This is a genomic window from Paenibacillus sp. tmac-D7, assembly GCF_006519665.1.
Taxonomy (GTDB): Bacteria; Bacillota; Bacilli; order Paenibacillales; family NBRC-103111; genus Paenibacillus_G; species Paenibacillus_G validus.
In genome coordinates this window covers 84,848-103,758 of sequence record NZ_VIDW01000001.1, presented here as the reverse complement: position 1 = coordinate 103,758, position 18,911 = coordinate 84,848, and the positions used below count along the sequence as shown (strand labels likewise).

Annotated in this window: 20 protein-coding genes; 17 read left to right on the top strand and 3 right to left on the bottom strand. The window is 55.0% G+C overall.

The features are described 5' to 3' along the window. Window positions 1–5: 5 nt before the first annotated feature. On the top strand, window positions 6–776 hold the full coding sequence (locus FKP33_RS00490) for an SDR family oxidoreductase (protein ID WP_127607378.1): 771 nt from the start codon (window positions 6–8) through the stop codon (window positions 774–776). Window positions 777–870: 94 nt separating this feature from the next. Next, on the top strand, window positions 871–2,283 hold the full coding sequence (gene gndA, locus FKP33_RS00485) for an NADP-dependent phosphogluconate dehydrogenase (protein ID WP_054795601.1): 1,413 nt from the start codon (window positions 871–873) through the stop codon (window positions 2,281–2,283). Between the two features lie 16 nt (window positions 2,284–2,299). On the opposite strand, the gene FKP33_RS00480 is transcribed toward gndA, so the two are convergent. Then, complete coding sequence (locus FKP33_RS00480; protein WP_141333728.1) at window positions 2,300–2,632, bottom strand: hypothetical protein; 333 nt, start codon at window positions 2,630–2,632, stop codon at window positions 2,300–2,302. A gap of 314 nt (window positions 2,633–2,946) precedes the next feature. Beyond that, window positions 2,947–3,240 carry a rhodanese-like domain-containing protein gene (locus FKP33_RS00475; RefSeq protein ID WP_141333727.1) on the bottom strand — a complete coding sequence of 98 codons (294 nt, stop codon included), beginning with the start codon at window positions 3,238–3,240 and terminating at the stop codon, window positions 2,947–2,949. A 70-nt stretch (window positions 3,241–3,310) separates the two neighbouring features. Here FKP33_RS00475 and crcB point away from each other — a divergent pair, with 70 nt between their 5' ends. From crcB to FKP33_RS00400, 15 genes are all read left to right on the top strand, one after another. Further along, window positions 3,311–3,724 (top strand): fluoride efflux transporter CrcB, encoded by a 414-nt coding sequence (gene crcB, locus FKP33_RS00470; RefSeq protein ID WP_258313347.1) that lies wholly within the window; start codon window positions 3,311–3,313, stop codon window positions 3,722–3,724. Beyond that, window positions 3,721–4,092: a fluoride efflux transporter FluC gene (locus FKP33_RS00465; protein ID WP_141333726.1), complete on the top strand. Its 372-nt coding sequence runs from the start codon at window positions 3,721–3,723 to the stop codon at window positions 4,090–4,092. The genes crcB and FKP33_RS00465 overlap by 4 nt, the downstream gene beginning before the upstream one ends. Window positions 4,093–4,130: 38 nt before the next feature. Further along, complete coding sequence (gene aroA / locus FKP33_RS00460; protein ID WP_127607385.1) at window positions 4,131–5,426, top strand: 3-phosphoshikimate 1-carboxyvinyltransferase; 1,296 nt, start codon at window positions 4,131–4,133, stop codon at window positions 5,424–5,426. Window positions 5,427–5,521: 95 nt separating this feature from the next. Then, window positions 5,522–6,373: a C39 family peptidase gene (locus tag FKP33_RS00455; protein ID WP_141333725.1), complete on the top strand. Its 852-nt coding sequence runs from the start codon at window positions 5,522–5,524 to the stop codon at window positions 6,371–6,373. Between the two features lie 71 nt (window positions 6,374–6,444). Next, window positions 6,445–6,873, top strand: a complete 429-nt coding sequence (locus tag FKP33_RS00450; protein WP_054797013.1) for a CoA-binding protein — start codon at window positions 6,445–6,447, stop codon at window positions 6,871–6,873. 1 nt (window position 6,874) lies between these two features. Continuing rightward, entirely contained in the window at window positions 6,875–7,567 is a 693-nt protein-coding gene (thiE, locus tag FKP33_RS00445) for a thiamine phosphate synthase (RefSeq protein ID WP_141333724.1), read from the top strand. A 102-nt stretch (window positions 7,568–7,669) separates the two neighbouring features. Continuing rightward, window positions 7,670–8,461 carry a hypothetical protein gene (locus FKP33_RS00440; protein ID WP_054797015.1) on the top strand — a complete coding sequence of 264 codons (792 nt, stop codon included), beginning with the start codon at window positions 7,670–7,672 and terminating at the stop codon, window positions 8,459–8,461. 154 nt (window positions 8,462–8,615) lie between these two features. After that, window positions 8,616–10,514: a glucose PTS transporter subunit IIA gene (locus FKP33_RS00435; RefSeq protein WP_127607391.1), complete on the top strand. Its 1,899-nt coding sequence runs from the start codon at window positions 8,616–8,618 to the stop codon at window positions 10,512–10,514. Beyond that, the gene (gene ptsP, locus FKP33_RS00430; RefSeq protein ID WP_141333723.1) at window positions 10,507–12,297 is read left to right on the top strand and encodes a phosphoenolpyruvate--protein phosphotransferase; all 1,791 of its coding nucleotides are present in this window, start codon (window positions 10,507–10,509) and stop codon (window positions 12,295–12,297) included. The genes FKP33_RS00435 and ptsP overlap by 8 nt, the downstream gene beginning before the upstream one ends. A gap of 66 nt (window positions 12,298–12,363) precedes the next feature. Continuing rightward, the gene (locus FKP33_RS00425) at window positions 12,364–12,897 is read left to right on the top strand and encodes a type 1 glutamine amidotransferase domain-containing protein (protein ID WP_127607395.1); all 534 of its coding nucleotides are present in this window, start codon (window positions 12,364–12,366) and stop codon (window positions 12,895–12,897) included. 21 nt (window positions 12,898–12,918) lie between these two features. After that, window positions 12,919–13,323 (top strand): VanZ family protein, encoded by a 405-nt coding sequence (locus FKP33_RS00420; protein ID WP_141333722.1) that lies wholly within the window; start codon window positions 12,919–12,921, stop codon window positions 13,321–13,323. A gap of 141 nt (window positions 13,324–13,464) precedes the next feature. Beyond that, entirely contained in the window at window positions 13,465–13,881 is a 417-nt protein-coding gene (locus FKP33_RS00415) for a hypothetical protein (RefSeq protein WP_127607399.1), read from the top strand. A 140-nt stretch (window positions 13,882–14,021) separates the two neighbouring features. Continuing rightward, entirely contained in the window at window positions 14,022–15,050 is a 1,029-nt protein-coding gene (gene ccpA, locus FKP33_RS00410) for a catabolite control protein A (protein ID WP_127607401.1), read from the top strand. Between the two features lie 38 nt (window positions 15,051–15,088). Then, the gene (locus tag FKP33_RS00405) at window positions 15,089–15,796 is read left to right on the top strand and encodes a 5'-methylthioadenosine/adenosylhomocysteine nucleosidase (protein WP_127607403.1); all 708 of its coding nucleotides are present in this window, start codon (window positions 15,089–15,091) and stop codon (window positions 15,794–15,796) included. 35 nt (window positions 15,797–15,831) lie between these two features. After that, window positions 15,832–17,217, top strand: coding sequence for a glycine--tRNA ligase (locus tag FKP33_RS00400; RefSeq protein WP_127607405.1), 1,386 nt, complete (start codon window positions 15,832–15,834; stop codon window positions 17,215–17,217). 158 nt (window positions 17,218–17,375) lie between these two features. Here FKP33_RS00400 and FKP33_RS00395 read toward each other — a convergent pair whose 3' ends face one another. Then, window positions 17,376–18,845 carry a DUF5050 domain-containing protein gene (locus FKP33_RS00395; protein WP_127607407.1) on the bottom strand — a complete coding sequence of 490 codons (1,470 nt, stop codon included), beginning with the start codon at window positions 18,843–18,845 and terminating at the stop codon, window positions 17,376–17,378. Window positions 18,846–18,911: the final 66 nt, after the last annotated feature.

The window sequence follows — 18,911 nt, the reverse complement described above, 5'->3', positions numbered from 1 at the left end:
TAAGCATGGCGAATTTGTTTGATTTAACGGGAAAAACGGCCGTCATCATCGGAGGAAACAGCACGCTGGGAGGCGCGATGGCCGTCGGTCTCGGCGGACACGGTGCGGATGTGGCGATCGTGGGACGAAACCAGGAGAAAGCGCATGAGGTGGCCCGGGCGGTAGAAGCGGCCGGCGGCCGGGCGCAATGCTTCTCGGCCGACGCGACGAATGAGGGCGATTTGCAGCGGGTGCTGGACGAGGTCCTCGCCTGGACCGGGCGCTGCGACGTGCTGATGAACTGTCCCGGCAAAAACAGCACAACGCCGTTCTTCGACCTGAAGATGGACGAATGGGACGCCATCATGGACGTCAATTTAAAAAGTGTTGTGTTGGCCTGCCAGGTTTTTGGGAAATATATGGTCGAGCGGGGCGAGGGCGGCAGCATCATCAATATTTCGTCGGTCTCGTCCGAGCCGCCGTTGTCTCGCGTGTTTACGTATTCGGCGTCGAAGGCGGCGGTGAACAACGTAACGAAGTTTTTGGCCAAAGAGTTCGCTCCCTCGCGGGTGCGCGTCAATGCGATTATTCCCGGCTTTTTCCCGGCGGAGCAAAACCGGAAAATTTTATCTCCCGACCGGGTCGATGCGATCCTGCGGCATACGCCGATGAACCGGTTCGGCGAGGCGGAGGAGCTGCAGGGCGCGGCCGTATACCTCGCGTCGGAGAAAGCGTCGGGCTTTGTAACGGGCTCATTGCTGCGGGTTGACGGCGGTTTCGGAGCGATGACGATTTAAAGGGCTTGAAAATGGGGCGCGAACAATGCTATTTTTAATTGAGATTTAATTTCACAGTATATAAATTGGGATTAGGGAAGGAAGAGAACCAAACATGTCCAAACAGCAAATCGGCGTGATCGGACTTGCGGTCATGGGGAAAAACCTGGCGCTCAACATCGAGAGCCGCGGGTTTACCGTGTCCGTGTACAACCGCTCCCGGGAGAAGACGGATGCATTGCTTGCGGAAGCGCAAGGCAAACGGCTTACGGGTACATACACAATCGAAGAATTCGTGGCTTCCCTCGAGTCGCCGCGCAAAATTCTCATCATGGTCCAAGCGGGCTCCGCAACGGATGATACGATCAACCAACTGATTCCGCACCTCGATAAGGGCGATATTATTATCGACGGCGGCAACGCATACTTCCCGGATACGCAGCGCCGCAACCAAGAGCTTGAAGCGCACGGCATCCGCTTCATCGGTACCGGCGTGTCCGGCGGCGAAGAGGGCGCGTTGAAAGGACCTGCGATCATGCCTGGCGGACAGAAGGACGCTTATGAGCTGGTGGCTCCGATCCTGACGTCCATTTCCGCGAAAGTAGGCGGCGATCCTTGCTGCACCTACATCGGACCGGACGGCGCGGGCCACTACGTCAAAATGGTGCATAACGGCATAGAGTATGGCGACATGCAGCTCATCTGCGAAGCGTACCAGCTCTTGAAAGATGTGCTCGGCGTCAGCACGGAAGAGCTGCACGAAATATTCGCGGATTGGAACCGCGGCGAATTGGACAGCTACCTGATCGAAATCACGACCGACATTTTCACGAAATACGACGAAGAAACCGGCAAGCCGATGGTCGACGTTATTTTGGATTCCGCCGGACAGAAGGGCACAGGGAAATGGACGAGCCAAAGCTCGCTCGACCTCGGAGTACCGCTGTCGATCATTACGGAATCCGTCTTCTCCCGTTTCCTCTCGGCGATGAAGGAAGAGCGCGTGGCGGCAAGCAAAGTGCTGGCCGGACCGGCAACGAAGCCGTTCGACGGCGATCGTGCGGCATTCATCGAGGCAGTTCGCAAGGCGTTGTACGCCAGCAAAATTTGCTCGTACGCGCAAGGCTTCGCTCAGATGAGAGCAGCCAGCGAGGAGTACAACTGGGGATTGGATTACGGCAGTATCGCGATGATCTTCCGCGGCGGCTGCATCATCCGCGCCCGTTTCCTGCAGAACATTAAAGACGCATACGACCGTAATCCGGAATTGAAAAACTTGCTGCTGGACGAGTATTTCAAAGGCATCGTCGAAAATTATCAAGAAGCTTGGAGATCCGTGGTAGGTACAGCGGTATCGCGCGGCATTCCGGCTCCGGCGTTTGCTTCGGCGCTCGCCTACTACGACAGCTACCGGACGGAGCGTTTGCCGGCGAACCTGCTGCAAGCGCAGCGCGATTATTTTGGCGCGCATACGTTCAAGCGGCTGGACAAAGAAGGCACGTTCCATTATCAATGGATCGAAAATTAAGCGGCAGTCCGTTACGTTAGGACTTCCGGTTCGAGCGTGGCGAATATAGTCCGTGCGAAGCTTCCTGCACCCAGCGCTTCAGCCGGTCGGCCTCCTGGTCGAAGCCGTTGCGGCGCTGAATGAGCATAAGTGCGATCTCGGCGAAATAACGGAAGTTTTGAAGCAGTCGTGGCTGGGAAAGATCCATCAGGTTTGGATCTTCCTCGGCCACCTTTTTTTTAATGTATTCCAGCATCCAGATGATTTCTTCTTTGCAAAGAGGGCGCGCAGGGTCCATGATCTGCTCCAGCTTCATCTCGGTCGGATCGGTGCCAGCCGTTTGGTTCCTGAACAAGGCGCTAGGCGTCATTGCAGCATTCTCCTTTCTAAAAATTGGTATTATTCAGTTTGATTGTTTTATCTGGTAATTATTCACAATCATCTTATGTTTTTGACAACCTTTCTATTCACGTTACTTAAGCTGTGATATGATAGGATCAGTTTAAACTTGGACTGGTCTTTGCTGCAGGGAGATATGGAGGAACGCGTGCGCACGATTAAGGAAACCGCTGGGCACGCGTATGATTTGGCCGATTTAAGATCGAAACGGACGGACATACCGTCGAGGAAATCGTGAGTCTCGTCGTTAGCGGCGGCTGGTTTGCTTTGAAGAACTGGCTTGCACTAGGAGGGGTCCCATTCAAGCATGCCGCCTGTCATGTTTTTCAGGTTGGAGAAGCCTTGCGCCTGTAAATATTCAAGGGCTTTTCCGCTGCGGTTGCCGCTGCGGCATACGAGAATCGTCTCGCCGTTCTGCGGAATGTCGGACAGGCGCTCGGGAATTTGCATTAAAGGAATGTGCTTAGCGCCGGGAATCATCCCGAGGGCCACTTCCTCCGCTTCGCGGACATCGATGATGACCAGCTTTTCTCCATTCTTGAGCCGTTCTTTCACTTCGGCCGGGGTAATCGTTTGCACGAGGTAACGCCTCCTTCTGATCTGGCTGCAGGCAGCCGACTGTCCTCATCATACCTAGGAACGGGAAATCGTGTCAATCAAAGGAGGTTTGGCCGCTTTGACCTGGCTTTACGTCGGACTGGCAGGCGTCCTCGGATCGCTGGCGCGCTTCGGCATGTCCGCGGCTTTCATCAAGTTTCCCGTCCATTTTCTGCCATGGGGAACGCTTTTGTGTAACTGGGTGGGATGTTTCCTGCTGGGCGGCCTGGCGTACTCCAGCCGTCTTTCGCGGCGGCCGAGATTGCGGACGGCTATCACAACGGGCATGATCGGCGCGTTCACGACGTTCTCCACGCTCAGCTGGGAGCTTTTTGCGCTGCTCCGCGACGGGCTGTGGGCGGCGGCCATCCTTTATGCGCTGGCGAGCTTGTGGGGCGGCTTGTGGTTGGTTCGTCTTGGAAGAAACCTGGAATTTGGGCGGGCAAAGAGGGGATCTGCAGAATGATGTCGAATAATAATATGCTGTGGAACCTGTTGTGGGTGAGCGTAGGCGGGTTCGCGGGGGCCATAGCCCGATACGGGCTGAGCGGTGGAATTGCCAAGCGTTTTCCCCGCAGATATTTGCCCTACGGCACATTGACGGTCAACGCGATCGGCAGTTTTTTGCTTGGCTTTCTATGGGGACACGGAGCCTCCGAGACGACGATGCTGCTGCTTGGGACGGGCTTCATGGGTGCGTTCACGACGTTCTCGACGTTCAAGCTTGAGGCCGAAGCGTTCTTTAGCGACGGGCGGCGGAACAATGCCTGGACTTATTTGGGCGTATCCTACACGCTTGGCATATTGCTCGCCGCTGCAGGATATGCGATTTGAATAAGCGATTTGAATAATCAAGGAGAGATACATACACAATGAAAGCCATCGTCAAACCGACGCCTCGATTGGAAGGCACGATTAACGCACTATCTTCGAAAAATTACACGACGCGTTATTTGCTGATCGGTGCGCTTGCGGACGGCACCAGCACGGTGCATTACCCGGCGCACAGCGAAGACAGCGACGCGATGCGCCGCTGCATCCGCGATTTGGGAGCCGTAATCGAAGAAGACGAAGAGAAGATGGTCATCCGCGGTTTCGGCAAATCGCCCAAGCCTGTCAGCGAGCTGAACGTCGGCAATGCGGGCGCCGTGCTCCGGTTTCTCATGTCGGTCGCCGCTTTCCTGCCGGAAGTGACGTTCGTGAACGCATATCCGGATTCCCTGGGCAAGCGGCCGCACGACGATCTGATCGATTCGCTGCAGCAGATGGGCGTCGAGGTCGAGCATCGCGAGGGCAAGCTGCCGATTACCATTCGCGGCGGCAAGCCGCGCGGCGGACAAATCACTGTTTCGGGCAACATCAGCTCGCAATTTCTCAGCTCGCTGCTGTTCGTAACGCCGCTGCTCGAGGAAGACACGGAAATTACGGTGCTGCATGATTTGAAATCCAAAATCATCGTCGGGCAAACCCTCGAGGTTATTGAGCAGGCGGGTATTCGGATCGAAGCCTCCGAAGATCTGATGCATTATAAAATTCCGGGCAAGCAGCAATACAAGCCGCAAAATTATGTGGTCCAAGGCGATTATCCGGGTTCGGCGGCGATCTTGGCGGCCGCGGCGGTTACGCACTCTGACGTAACGGTGCTGCGACTCGCCGAACAGAGCAAGCAGGGCGAACGCGCCGTCATCGACGTGCTTCGCGCGATGGGCGTCGATTTGACGCACGAGAACGATACGGTGCATGTGCGCGGCAATCAGACGCTTAAGGCAGGCGAGTTCGACGGCGACCATTTTACCGATGCGGTGCTGGCGATGGTTGCGGCTGCCGTATTTGCCGACGGGACGTCCCGGTTTTATAATGTCGAGAACCTGCGTTACAAAGAGTGCGACCGCATTACCGATTTCGTGAACGAGCTGCGCAAAGCGGGTGCAGATGTGGAAGAGCGGCAGAGCGAAATCATCGTCCATGGACGTCCACAGGGCGTCGCTGGCGGGGTGGAAATCAATGCGCACTACGACCACCGCGTCATTATGGCGTTGACGGTTGTCGGCTTGCGTTCAGAGCAAGGACTCGTTATTAATGACGCTCATCATGTGGCTAAATCGTATCCGCAGTATTTCGAACATCTGCTGTCGCTTGGCGCGCAGATCGAATTGGTCCAGGCGTAATCGTAGTCTATCGTATCGCATCCGTTTAGGAAAACGGAAAGCTTCCCCAGACAGCTAGACGCTCCAATCAGTATGCGACAAAGGCGGTGAGCATCATGGCCGTATTATGGAAAGGCATTCAAGTCACGTTTGCATTCTTTTTGATTGCCGGTTTGTTGTTTGCCAGCGGCGTGTTCGCCGTCTTGTTATATGCGAAAGCGACAGGGCATGACGCGTGGATCACTCCGGGTCTCCGGGCGCTTGCGGCGGCTCCAGGTCTGGAAGCCGCCGCAGCCGGAACCGCCGCGGACAGTGCGGCAGCGCAGCCGGAGCCGGCTGCTGCAGTGCCGCCGCAGCCGGTCAAGCCGGCAAGCGCAATGCTCGACGCTCCGATGGTTCGCCAGCTGCCGGAGCTGCCTTCAGGCTGCGAGGTGACCAGCTTGACGATGCTGTTGAAATTCCGCGGCCTCGAGAAGTCGAAGCTGGAGCTGGCCGCGGAGATGCCGCGCGACACAACGCCGATTCGTTATAACAAGGACGGCACGATCGCCTACTGGGGCAACCCGAATACGGGGTTTGTCGGCGAGCCGACGGGCGCAGCCAAAGGTTTCGGCATTTACCATACCGCTTTATTCGCGCAGTTGAAGGCTCATGTGCCTAGCGCAATCGATTTGACCCGTCAGACTTTTGCCAAGTTGGAAGAGCAGTTACAGCTGGGAATACCTTCCGTGGTTTGGACGACGATCGATTATCAGGTGCCTGAGAAATGGGTCGTTTGGGATACGCCGATCGGTCCGATCCAAACGACGTTTATGGAGCACGCTGTACTCTTGGTCGGTTATGACGAGACGTATGTGTATGTGAACGATCCGCTTTCGGGCCGCAGCAAGCAGCCTATCGAGAAAGCGCAATTTATTGCCGTTTGGGAAGCGATGGGGCGCCAAGCGATCAGCTATACGAATGGCTGAGCGTCCCCGGGATCACAATAGCAAGTAGCTATCGCTTTGATCAAGCTTAGTATAAGGAGCGGATGAAAACCATGGCATTTGAAAATCCTTCGCGTGAACGTATTAAAGAACTGCTGAGCGAGGCGCAAAATATTGCCGTCGTCGGACTGTCCGACAAGCCGGATCGGGTTTCCTACACGGTGTCGGAGGCGATGCAGAAGAAAGGGTATCGGATCATTCCGGTCAACCCGATGGTGAACGGCACCATTCTCGGGGAAACGTGCTATGCAACGCTGTCGGACATTCCCGATAAGGTGGACATCGTTAACGTGTTCCGGCGCAGCGACCAAGTCGTCCCGGTGGCGGAAGAGGCTGTAAGCATCGGATCGCGGGTATTGTGGCTGCAGCTTGGCGTTTACAATGAGGAAGCGGCGGAAATAGCGAAAGCTGGCGGTTTGGAAGTCATCATGGACCGCTGCATCAAAGTGGAAGATTCGATCCTGCTGCCCGGAGGAAAATAAAGTGCAGACCAGATCCAAGTCCTTATCCGAGTTGCTGTCGCTTTATCTGGTGACGGATTTGTCACCGGCCGGGGCAGGCAGTGCGCTCGCCACCGTACGAGCCGCGTTGGACGGCGGCGTGACGATCGTTCAGCTGCGCGAGAAGAACGCGCAGCTGCGTCAAACGTTGGAAGAGGGACGCGCGCTCCGGGCTTTGTGCCGGGAGTACGGCGTCCCTTTCCTTGTCAACGACCGCGCAGACCTTGCGCTTCTGCTTGAGGCCGACGGGGTGCACGTCGGCCAGGACGACCTGCCCGGCCTCGCCGCGCGCGAACTGCTCGGTCCAGCCGCCATCGTCGGCGTGTCGGCAGGCACGATGGAAGAGGCAGAGTGGGCCGTTGCGCAGGGCGCCGACTATTTAGGCGTAGGTCCGGTATACGCTACGATGACCAAAGGCGATGCCGGCGAACCGATCGGCACGTCGCTGATCTCGCAGATCCGGGCGCGTTGGCCGCAGCTGCCGCTTGTCGGCATCGGCGGCATCCAGAGCGGCAATGCTTCGGCCGTCGTAAGCGCAGGCGCGGACGGGGTGGCTGTCGTGTCCGCGATAACGAAACAAAGCGATCCGCAGAATGCGGCCCGCGAGTTGCGGAGAAACGTCGATGCCGCACGCAACGCTCGCGGGGGAAAGAGAAAAAACGATAAATCCGAGTAATAAAATAAATCCTCCTTGAAGACAATAAGAAAGGCTTTCGGATGAGAACGGCGAAGCGCCTATCTCTGGAAGACTTCCTAAACCGTCCAAGGAGGATTTCGCATGTACAGCCAATTTCAAAACAATTTTCAAAATCAAGCAGGTGCTTCCGGAATTGTGAATTCCCAGTACCGCGGCTACGAAACAAAGTATCAACCGGTCGGATTCGTTCAATCCCAATACAACTCGTCAATTAATCAGGGCGCGAATAACCAGTTCAACGCAGGTATGAACAACATGAACAATCAGCAGCAATTCGTGAACAATCAGCAGCAATTCGCATCTTCTTACTCGCAACAGCAAAGCCCGCAAGCTTACCATACGGCAAGCTACCGCGGCAACCAACAAGGTCATGACGCCTACCTGCGTTCCGACTCCACGCAGCCCGCACAAAGCCAATATGGAATAGGCGCTGCGAGCGGCATCAACAACAGCGCGTACACATCGACATCGTTTGGCTCGAACGCCTTCCAAGCCAACCAACCGAACAACCAGTATCAAAGCGCTCAATCGTTCCACACGGCGGGCTACCGCGGCGATCAGCCGGGTCACGACGCGTACCTGCGTTCCGATTCTACCCAAACGGCTCAAAGCCAGTACGGTATCGGCGCAAGCTCCTACGCGAACAGCCCCTATACGTCTTCGTTTTCCACAGGCATAAACAGCAACCAGCAGCAAATGGGTACGGGCGCTTCTTATTCGCAATTCCAAAACCAAAGCCCGCAGTCTTACCATACGGCAAGCTACCGCGGCAACCAACAAGGTCATGACGCTTATCTGCGTTCCGATTCTACGCAACCCGCGCAAAGCCAATACGGTATGGGCGCAAGCGGCATGAACAGATACCAGTTCTAAATTGAACTGTTCTCGTAAGCGAACGGGCGGGCCGAAAGGCTCGCCTTTATGCGCTTTTTCAAGGCAAATGGTTGTTTGACAAATACCGGGTTAGCGCTTACCATCAAATAGTGCGAGTCAAGTTACGGTAAATTGGAAGGGGGAGCGACACGTTTTGAACTGGATGGGAAATTTGCAGCAGCTCGGACGATCGTTGATGCTGCCGACCATCACATTGCCCGTTGCGGCCATTATGCTGCGTCTCGGATCGCTGCCTTGGGATCAGATGTATATGCCCCGGATCGGTGAAATCTTCACTGCATTCGGCACGATCATATTTACATATCTCCCTATGATATTTGCCGTCGGGGTGGCGCTCGGGTTGACCGAAAGCGCAGGCATCGCCGGGATGACCGCTCTGATCGGACATTATATGTTCGCGGAGACGCTGCAGCGTTATCTGGGTGAGACGTTTCAACTGGGCGTCCCCGGGGGGATATTGATCGGACTGATTGCAGCCGTGATTTATCACCGCGTCAAACATATTCAGCTGCCTGAGGCCATACAATTTTTCGGTGGACCTCGTTTGGTTCCGCTATTTATGGGACCGGCCGTCTTCGTGCTCGTCCTGCTTATGATTCAAATCGGGCCGCTCATGAATCTGGGGATGCAGAAGCTGACCGATATGCTGCTCAGTTGGGGCGGGTTCGGCACCTTTTTGTACGGAATCATCCATCGTTTATTAGTACCTTCCGGTCTGCACCACGTGTTCAACAATTTTTTCTGGTTTCAATTGGGCGCTTACGGGAACAACGGACAGCCGGTATTCGGCGATTTGCCGAGGTTTTTCGCGGGCGATCCGACGGCAGGCATTTACATGGCAGGATTGTACCCGATTATGATGTTTGCGCTTCCGGCCATCGCCCTAGCCATCATTCAAGAAGCGCGCGAAGATTTGAAGCCGAAAATTCGGGCGACGTTTTTGACCGCCGCGTTCGCTTGCTTCTTAACGGGTGTGACGGAACCGATTGAATTTGCGTTTTTATTCGTAGCGCCCTACTTGTTCTTCATTCATGCCTTATTGTCCGGTTTGTCCATGTGGATCGCCTATTCGCTTGGCATTCATCACGGCTTCTCTTACTCGGCCGGCGCGATCGATTTTCTGATCAATCTGCACCTGTCCACGAACGGGCTCCTGCTCATTCCGGTCGGGCTTGCTTACGGCGTCGTGTATTATGTGCTTTTCCGTTGGGCGATTCGCCGATTCCGCATCCCGACGCCCGGTCGCGAGGAAGGTTCGCAGCTGGAAGAATGGGCCGGCGACATCCCTTACCGTTCGCCGCTCATATTGGAGGCGCTCGGCGGGAAGAACAACATTAAAAATCTGGAAGCGTGCATCACCCGGTTGCGCATAACGCTCGAGAACGATAAGCTGATGGATACGTCCGCGCTGCGGCACCTCGGTGCGGCGGGCGTCATCCGTCTTGGCGGCGGCAATGTGCAGGTCGTGTTCGGCACGTACTCCGAGCTTATTCGCGAAGAAATCAACAAGGTGCTGCGCAAGGATATTCGTCAGGTGCTGTTCAGCTCGCCGATGCAAGGACGCATGATCGCGCTCGAAGACGTTCCTGATAAAATTTTCGCCGGCAAAATCGTCGGTAACGGCGTCGCGTTCATCCCGGATAAGGGCGAGCTCGTTGCCCCAATCGCCGGGCGCATCATTCACGTGTATCCGACGCTTCATGCGCTGGGCATCGAGACGGAGCAAGGACTGCAGGTGCTGCTGCATATCGGGATCGATACGGCGCAGCTGCAGGGCAAGTATTTCACTTGCTATGTGAAAGAAGGCGATCAGGTGGAAACGGGACAACTGCTTGTCCGGTTCAATCTGCAGAAGGTGAAGAAGGGCAGCAAATCGCTGGCTACGCCGATGCTGATCACGAATACGGATGCGGTCAAATCATGGAGCTTTGCACCATATAAAGCGGTAAAGAAAGGCCAGGCTTCGGTCATGTCGGTCGTTCTTAAAGATACCGCCACAACAGTCGTAAGGGGAGGGAACGTTTTTGGTTAGGGGGATCGGAGCTTCATCCGGCATTGCGATGGGCAGGGCTTTCGTCATTCCGACCTGGGAATGGGACTTTCCCGACAAGTTGATTGATGTCGCCGACCTGGCGTACGAATTCGAACGATTGTATGACGGCATCCGGCACTCCAAGGATGAGATCGAGCAAATCAAGCAAGAATTCGTCAGCGTGCTGGGTGAAGAGCAGACACAAATTTTCGACGCGCATTTGGCCATCCTGGAAGATCCGGTATTCATGAACGAGGTCCAGGGTATTATGCAGCGTCAATATAAAGCGGCGGAAGTGGCCGTGAAGGAAACGATCGAAAAATTCGTCAATATGTTCGATCTGCTGGACGACGGGTACATGAAGGAACGGGCGCTTGACATCAAGGATGTCGGCAACCGTCTCCTCAAGCACCTGCTCGGCGCGCTGGAAGAAACGTTGCCGCCGAAGGACGAACCTTACGTGCTCGTCGCGAAGGAGCTTATTCCGTCCCAAATGGTGCACCTCGACGTCAACCAGACGCTCGGGCTGGTTACGATGATGGGCGGCAAAACATCGCATGTGGCCATCATGGCCCGGGCAATGGGCGTTCCTTATGTGCTGGGCGTGGAAGGGAAGCTGTCCACGCCGATCCAAACGGGCGATTATTTAATCATCGACGGCGACGAGGGCCTCGTATTCGTCAACCCTCCGGAGCAAGAGATCGAACGGTATCGGCAGCGGCGGGAAACGTGGAAAGCGCAGCAAGAGCTGCTGCTTCAATTAGCCGACATTCCGTCGCAAACGGAAGACGGCATGACCATGAACCTTGCCGCCAATATCAGCTCGATCAAGGAGCTGGAGCAAGCGATCGCCAAGGGCACTTCCGGCGTCGGGTTGTTCCGCACCGAATTTCTGTACATGAACCGCACCAGCTTCCCGGAGGAGGAAGAGCAATTCGTCGTGTACCGCGAGGTGGCGGAGCGTCTGAACGGCAAACCGCTTGTCATTCGAACGCTTGACATCGGCGGAGATAAGCATCTGGATTATCTGGAGCTGCCGGAGGAGGAAAACCCTTCGCTCGGATACCGTGCGATCCGGATCATGCTGGATCGAACCGATCTGTTCAAAACGCAGCTTCGCGCCATTTTGCGGGCCAGCCATTACGGCAACATCAAGATCATGTACCCGATGATCTCCTCGCTTGACGAGCTTCGCAGGGCGAACGACGTATTGAACGAGGTAAAAGCCGAGCTGGCGGAGGCGAACGTCGCTTTTCGTGCAGACGTGCCGGTCGGCATCATGATCGAGCTTCCGGCAGCGGTCATGATTTCGGACTTGCTTGCCAAGGAAGTCGATTTTTTCAGCATCGGTACGAACGATTTGGTGCAATATGTGCTCGCGGTCGACCGGATGAACGAGCAGGTCGCGCATTTGTACGACCCGTTTCATCCGGCTGTGCTGAGGATGCTGAAAATAACGGTGGATAACGCCAAACGGTTCGGCACGCACATCAGCGTCTGCGGCGAGATGGCGGGCGACGTGCGCGCGCTCCCGATCTGGATTGCCCTCGGCATAACCGAGCTGAGCATGTCGGTGTCGTCGATTCTGCATGTGAAGAACAGTCTGATTCAAAGCCGTCAAAGCGAAGCCTCGACAATTTGGCAGGAGCTTGCGGCCTGTCCAAGCAGCACCGCCGTGCTGCAGGTGCTTGGACGTTATTGGGAGACGGGGATTGCCGCGGCGTCGAAAGGGCCGAAGCCGTCAGAGTCGGATAACTCGCGGCCCGCAAGCGGCTGCTTTTGAACGGGTAGGCGATTGGAAGCGAAACATCCATTATTCAAGCTCAGAACAGGAAAGGAGTCGCGGACCATGGAACTGAAAGGTTACAAAGTGCTTGCCTTCGTGGACGAAGAATTTGAGGATTTGGAGATGTGGTACCCCGTGCTTCGCTTGCGGGAAGCCGGCGCCGAGGTGCATTTGGCAGGCCCGAAGGCGAATCAGGTCTATCATGGGAAATACGGCGTGCCGTTAACGACGGTGTACGCGCTTGACGAGGTGAAGTCCGAAGACTATATCGGCTTGTACGTGCCTGGCGGCTGGGCGCCGGACAAGCTGCGCCGCTATGCGTCCGTTCTGCGGCTGACGCGAGAATTTCATGAGGCGCAGAAGCCGATCGCGCACATTTGCCATGCAGGCTGGGTGCTTGCTTCGGCGAAAATTTGCCAAGGATACACGATGACGTCGACACCGGGCATCAGGGACGATCTGGAGAACGCGGGAGCTACTTGGGTCGACGAGGAAGTCGTGGTTGACCGTCACATCGTATCCGGTCGCAGACCGCCCGATCTGCCGGCGTTTACGAAAGCGTTCGTGGACGTATTGGCGAGCTTCTCACAGAAATAAAAGAGCAGGGGAAATAGCGAAATGAATGTATGGCTTCGATGGCTGCCCTCCGTCCTAGGGATGGCGGCCATTTATTATTTTTCGTCCCGAACGGGCGACGATTTAGGCGGCTGGCTGGACCAAATTCGCATTTGGATCCCCTTTATGGAAGGCTTCGATTGGGGCCATTTCGTATCCTATTACGGACTGGCGCTGACGTATTTATGGGGGCTTCGACCAAGACGGCTAAGCTGGCGCACGAAGCTTCTCGTCGTCCTGATGTGCATAGGCTACGGCGTAACGGACGAATTCCATCAGATGTTCGTACCGGGACGCACCCCGGATGTGATGGATCTCCGCAATGATGCGATCGGGGCTGCGCTTGCCATGTTGACCGCTTCCATTCCAAGCGTAGCGCGGTTTTTCGAACGGCGTAACGACTGCTAATAATTGCTAGACTTCGAGCGGCAGGAGAATATGAACGAAGGTAGAATATTTCTATTTATCGGACCAGGAAAGCCGGCTAGGCTTCTTGTGTCGCCATGTTCTCATGTAAGGTTGGGTGTGCCGCCAGAAGGAGTGGTATTGTTGGTGAAGTTATGCAAATGCGGGAAATCGATGAATATCAGGCTCCGCACGGTTATCTATCAGAATAAAGTTGAAATCGATAACGTGCCTATTCATTCATGCGACTCCTGTAACCGGAGCGAAGTGTTTGCCGAAGTGAAGCCCGAGTTAACCGGATTGATCGGAACGCTTGGAGGCAAGCCTGAGAAGCAGCAGGTGAATTTTAACGAAATTAGCGAGATCGCTTATCTGATGATGAAAGTGACGGAGAAAAAACGCGCCTCGGATGCGATCGAAGTGATCATAGAGGAGCGGATTAACGAACTGCTCGATTTGCTGCTGCTCGCCCAATCGCTGCAGGACGGGCCGTGGATCGAAGATCTGCGCAAACGCCTGTCGCAGATTGCCAAGCATTCGCTAACGGTGCAAGATTTTTGAAAGCCACTGCTTCGCAGTTGGCTTTTTTGGCATAAATTTGATACTATAAACACAAGCGTAAGCCCAAATTCGTTGCGTAACCCGGCATTTTGTCGTATGATAAGGCTAAATGACCTGATCGCATTATACTTTAAATTACAATGGAGAGAATGGCCGTGACTGTGACAATTTATGATGTAGCCAGAGAAGCAGGCGTTTCCATGGCAACCGTCTCGAGGGTTGTCAACAACAATCCGAATGTGAAACCGCAAACGCGCAAGAAAGTATTTGAAGCGATCGAACGCTTGGGATACCGTCCGAACGCCGTTGCACGTGGACTCGCCAGCAAGAAAACAACGACCGTCGGCGTGGTCATTCCCGATATTTCCAACTCCATCTTTTCGGAAGTGGCGAGAGGGATCGAAGATATCGCCAACATGTACCATTATAATATTATTCTTTGCAACGCGGACAAGAAGAAAGAGAAAGAGATCCGCGTCATCAACACGCTTCTGGAGAAGCAGGTGGACGGGCTATTGTTCATGGGCGGCGCAGTGACGGAAGAACACGTGCAAGCGTTCAAAACGTCCTCGGTGCCGGTCGTGCTTTGCGCAACGGCGGACGAGCAGCGGAAGCTTCCTTCCGTCGATATCGATCACGAGAAAGCAGCGTATGATGCCGTGGCGACATTAATCGGACAAGGCCATCGTGACATTGCGATGATTTCCGGGCATTTGCAGGATCCGGCCAATGGCTTCGCGCGTTACCAAGGATACAAGAGAGCGCTGGAGGAAGCGGGTATTCCGCTTCGCGAAGACTATGTGCGAGTCGGCAATTACCGTTACGAATCCGGGCTTGAAGTGACGAAATATTTCTTAACGCTTGATCCGCGGCCGACGGCGATATTCGCAGCGACGGACGAGATGGCGATCGGCGCCATCCACACGCTGCAGGATAACGGCGTCAAGGTACCGGAAGATGTATCGGTTATCAGCGTGGACAATATCCGGATGGCTTCGATGGTTCGGCCGCAGCTGACAACGGTGGCGCAGCCGATGTACGATATCGGCGCGGTGGCGATGCGATTGCTGACGAAGCTGATGAACAAGGAAACGAAGGACGCTTCGGAGTTATCGCAAGTGATTTTGCCGCATGAGGTCATTCATAGAAATTCGGTGGCTCATCGTTGATATGAGCCACTTCTTTTTGTAAAAGGAGGCAACTGATTTTGGTTTACGATAAGATTGGCGTCATCGGCGCCATGAAAGAGGAAATCGACAAATTCCACGAACATCTGACCGAGACGCGCGAAACGGTAAAAGCCGGAATCACGTTCTATGAGGGCCGTTTCCACGGGCAACCCGTCGTGCTGTGCAAATCCGGCGTCGGCAAAGTGAATGCTGCCGTGACGACGCAGCTCTTGATCGATACGTTCGGCGTGCAGGCGGTTATTTTCACCGGCGTTGCGGGGGCGGTGGACCCCTCCTTGAACGTAGGGGATATCGTCGTTTCCTCGGAATGTTTACAGCACGATATGGACGTGACGGCGCTTGGCTTTCCGCGGGGCACTATTCCGTACGAGGCGACCTCGCTGTTCGCCGCCGACGGGTCGCTGCGTAAACTTGCGGCGGAAGTGAGCCGGGAGCTGTTCGGTGAGCGCGTGCTCGAAGGGCGAGTGTTATCCGGCGACCAATTCATCGCCAGCCGCGAGACGGTAGCAGGGCTGTACGGCGAGCTGCAGGGAGCTTGCGTCGAGATGGAGGGCGCCGCGGTTGCACAGGTGTGCTCGATGAACGGGGTGCCGTTCGTCGTGATACGCTCGATGTCCGATAAGGCGGACGGTTCGGCGCATGTCAATTTTGCCGAATTCACGTTGATGGCTTCGGATCATTCGTTCCAAATCGTGGACGGGATGCTGAAACGATTGCAAGCCTGACCGAGAATTATACATAGAAGGAGAGTAACAAACTTATGTCTTCTGTAACAATGGATCAACTCGTCGCTTTGGCGAAACACCGCGGCTTTATTTTTCCGGGCTCCGAAATTTACGGCGGCTTGGCCAATACATGGGACTACGGTCCGCTCGGCGTGGAATTGAAAAACAATATCAAACGCGCCTGGTGGAAAAAATTTATTCAAGAATCGCCTTATAACGTTGGTTTGGATGCGGCGATTTTGATGAATCCGCAAGCTTGGGTCGCTTCCGGTCACGTCGGTAACTTTAACGACCCGATGATCGATTGCAAGCAATGTAAAGTGCGGCATCGCGCCGATAAATTGATCGAGAACGCGCTCAACGCGAAGGGCATCGAAATGATCGTCGACGGCCTGTCGTTCGCCGATATGGAGAAGCTGATCGCCGAGCATAAGATCGTTTGCCCGGATTGCGGCGCTTTGGATTATACGGAAATTCGCCAATTTAACCTGATGTTCAAAACGTTCCAAGGCGTTACCGAGTCCAGCGCCAACGTGGTGTACATGCGTCCGGAAACGGCGCAAGGCATCTTCGTGAACTTCAAGAACGTTCAACGTACCATGCGCAAGAAACTGCCGTTCGGGATCGGCCAAATCGGTAAAAGCTTCCGGAACGAAATTACGCCGGGCAACTTCACGTTCCGGACACGCGAATTCGAGCAAATGGAGCTTGAATTTTTCTGCAAGCCGGGCGAGGACATGCAATGGTTCGAGTACTGGCGCGCCTACTGCCGCGACTGGTTGCTAGCCCTCGGCATTAAAGAAGACAGCATCCGCTTGCGCGATCACTCCGACGACGAGCTGTCGCACTACAGCAACGCGACAACCGATATCGAATACAAGTTCCCGTTCGGCTGGGGCGAGTTGTGGGGCATCGCTGACCGTACCGATTACGATCTGAAGCAGCATATGACGCATTCCGGCGAAGATTTCAACTATATCGAGCAAGAAACGAATGAACGTTACATTCCATACTGTATCGAGCCTTCGCTCGGTGCGGACCGCGTGACGCTCGCATTCTTGATCGACGCTTATGAAGAGCAGCAGCTGGAAGGCGACGACAGCCGGACAGTCCTACATTTGCATCCGGCGCTGGCGCCTTACAAAGCGGCGATCTTCCCGTTGTCGAAGAAGCTGTCCGATGGGGCCCACCAAGTGTTCGCGGATCTTGCCAAGCATTATTTGGTCGACTACGATGAGGCCGGTTCGATCGGTAAACGGTACCGCCGCCACGACGAGATCGGAACTCCGTTCTGCATCACCTATGACTTCGAATCGGAGACGGACGGTCAAGTGACCGTTCGCGATCGCGACACGATGGAACAAACGCGGATGCCGATCAGCGAGCTGAAAGCGTTCCTCGAGTCGAAAATTCAATTTTAATCGCATCTCAGCTTCGAACCCGCAGCCTTTGGTTGCGGGTTTTGTGCGTCTACTCGGGTTAAGGCCAAAAAAGGCCTCCTGAAGGACCTGATCAGAAACGTGAAGCTAGCGGCCGATCTTCGTTCTTCAGGAGGCGCAGAATGGCGCTTTATCGCCAATTAGGGTGTCAGCTCGAATCGTTCCAGCCTGTTGTCGCCCATGTAGGATTGCGGGAAATAGAGGGTATCGTCATCGACCAAATATAGAGAGGTCGCCCTTGCGTGAACGAGCGAGCTGCGCTCCGTTCCATCAATCCGCATCTTTTCAATCGAAGCGGAGCCCATGATTCCAAAGGAGCCATGAATGAAATAGAGCCAGCCTTGACGGTAATGCAGTCCCGAAATCAACTGGTCCGATGTGAGGAGGGGAATATCGACCTTGCCGTCCAGACTCAGCTTATTCAATTGCATGCCGTTCTTGACATAATACAGCCATCCGTCGAGAACGGACAGCCTGGATACGCCTTCGGCGAGCTTTGTCCGCTGTGTGCCGTCGGTCGACATCACATACAAGTTCGAAGGTCCGGTTTCCGACTCCTGCATAAGGAAATAAATCCGGTCATCGTGGATGAAAAAGTCAAATTCGCCGCTGCCGCCGACGAGCTCGGTATCGTCCGTGCCATCCTTGTTCATGCTGTGGATACCGGTTGCGGAATAATAACCGCCTCCGGTTACGCCTTCCATGGCTTTGAAGGCGAGACGGGTGTAGTAAATCCGCTCACCGGCTACCCACATCCGGTTCGTGGGAGCCGCAGAAATGACGGTGCGCTGAGATCCGTCAGGTTTAATTTTCAGAATACCGTCCATTTGTTTCATGTCGGGGCTTGAGGACGTGTAATAGATCCAATCGTCCGCAAGCTGGATGTACCTTGCGTTGTCATCGGCCAGCTTGACCTCGCCGGACCCGTCCATGCGCTTTTTGACAAGCTGATTCGGTCCGCTGTATTGCTGAGCGGGGTTCATGTAGAGCCAGTCGCCCTGTACGGCTAACTGTCCGCCATTGGCAAGGTTGAGCGCGTCGGCTTGTTTCGCTTGTACGTCGGCTCCACTGCCGCAAGCTTGAAGGCCGAAGCCTTGGCCGGTCGTCCAGCTCGTCGTCCAGCCGAACGCGTCGTGGGTGAAGCGCCATGTCATGGGGAAATAGGTCATGTTTCGGTACAGCAGAACGGGGTAAGGCTCCTGCGCGTTATCGACTTTCTGACCGTTCACGGTAACGGGAAACGGCGCCAACATAACCGGTTCCTGCTTCGTCTTATCATTACGCACGGCAGTCAAATCTTGACGGACCGGCTCACAGCCGGCTTTCTTGCTTAGCGACAAGCCGTTAACCGGATCCCAGGCGACGGATAACCCTAGCGCCGTTGTGTTGTTCCAGGTCATCGGGAAATAAGTGATATCCCGATATAGCAGCAGCGGGTAGGCGGCGTGCGTGACATCGAGTACGGTGCCGTTAACGGTGACGGGAAATGAAGGGACGGTTGCCTGAAGGGCAGGGGCCGCGGCATCCGCGCCAAGAGGGGGTAACGTACATGTAACCGTGATTCCGACGAGCAGAGCGCTCAAACTGCGTTTTAATCGTGTTGACATCATGGCTCTCTTCCTTTGGATAAAAGTAGTTGAGTCCTTAATATTTCAGATCTAAACCAATAAACGCTG

What these genes read in the sequence shown, in the direction of transcription:
- FKP33_RS00420 (WP_141333722.1), top strand. Translation starts at nt 12,919, where the DNA reads ATGAATGTATGGCTTCGATGGCTGCCCTCCGTCCTAGGGATGGCGGCC.
- FKP33_RS00480 (WP_141333728.1), bottom strand. Translation starts at nt 2,632, where the DNA reads ATGACGCCTAGCGCCTTGTTCAGGAACCAAACGGCTGGCACCGATCCG.
- FKP33_RS00490 (WP_127607378.1), top strand. Translation starts at nt 6, where the DNA reads ATGGCGAATTTGTTTGATTTAACGGGAAAAACGGCCGTCATCATCGGA.
- FKP33_RS00455 (WP_141333725.1), top strand. Translation starts at nt 5,522, where the DNA reads ATGGCCGTATTATGGAAAGGCATTCAAGTCACGTTTGCATTCTTTTTG.
- aroA (WP_127607385.1), top strand. Translation starts at nt 4,131, where the DNA reads ATGAAAGCCATCGTCAAACCGACGCCTCGATTGGAAGGCACGATTAAC.
- gndA (WP_054795601.1), top strand. Translation starts at nt 871, where the DNA reads ATGTCCAAACAGCAAATCGGCGTGATCGGACTTGCGGTCATGGGGAAA.
- FKP33_RS00465 (WP_141333726.1), top strand. Translation starts at nt 3,721, where the DNA reads ATGATGTCGAATAATAATATGCTGTGGAACCTGTTGTGGGTGAGCGTA.
- FKP33_RS00450 (WP_054797013.1), top strand. Translation starts at nt 6,445, where the DNA reads ATGGCATTTGAAAATCCTTCGCGTGAACGTATTAAAGAACTGCTGAGC.
- FKP33_RS00425 (WP_127607395.1), top strand. Translation starts at nt 12,364, where the DNA reads ATGGAACTGAAAGGTTACAAAGTGCTTGCCTTCGTGGACGAAGAATTT.
- FKP33_RS00400 (WP_127607405.1), top strand. Translation starts at nt 15,832, where the DNA reads ATGTCTTCTGTAACAATGGATCAACTCGTCGCTTTGGCGAAACACCGC.
- FKP33_RS00440 (WP_054797015.1), top strand. Translation starts at nt 7,670, where the DNA reads ATGTACAGCCAATTTCAAAACAATTTTCAAAATCAAGCAGGTGCTTCC.
- ccpA (WP_127607401.1), top strand. Translation starts at nt 14,022, where the DNA reads ATGGAGAGAATGGCCGTGACTGTGACAATTTATGATGTAGCCAGAGAA.
- FKP33_RS00395 (WP_127607407.1), bottom strand. Translation starts at nt 18,845, where the DNA reads ATGATGTCAACACGATTAAAACGCAGTTTGAGCGCTCTGCTCGTCGGA.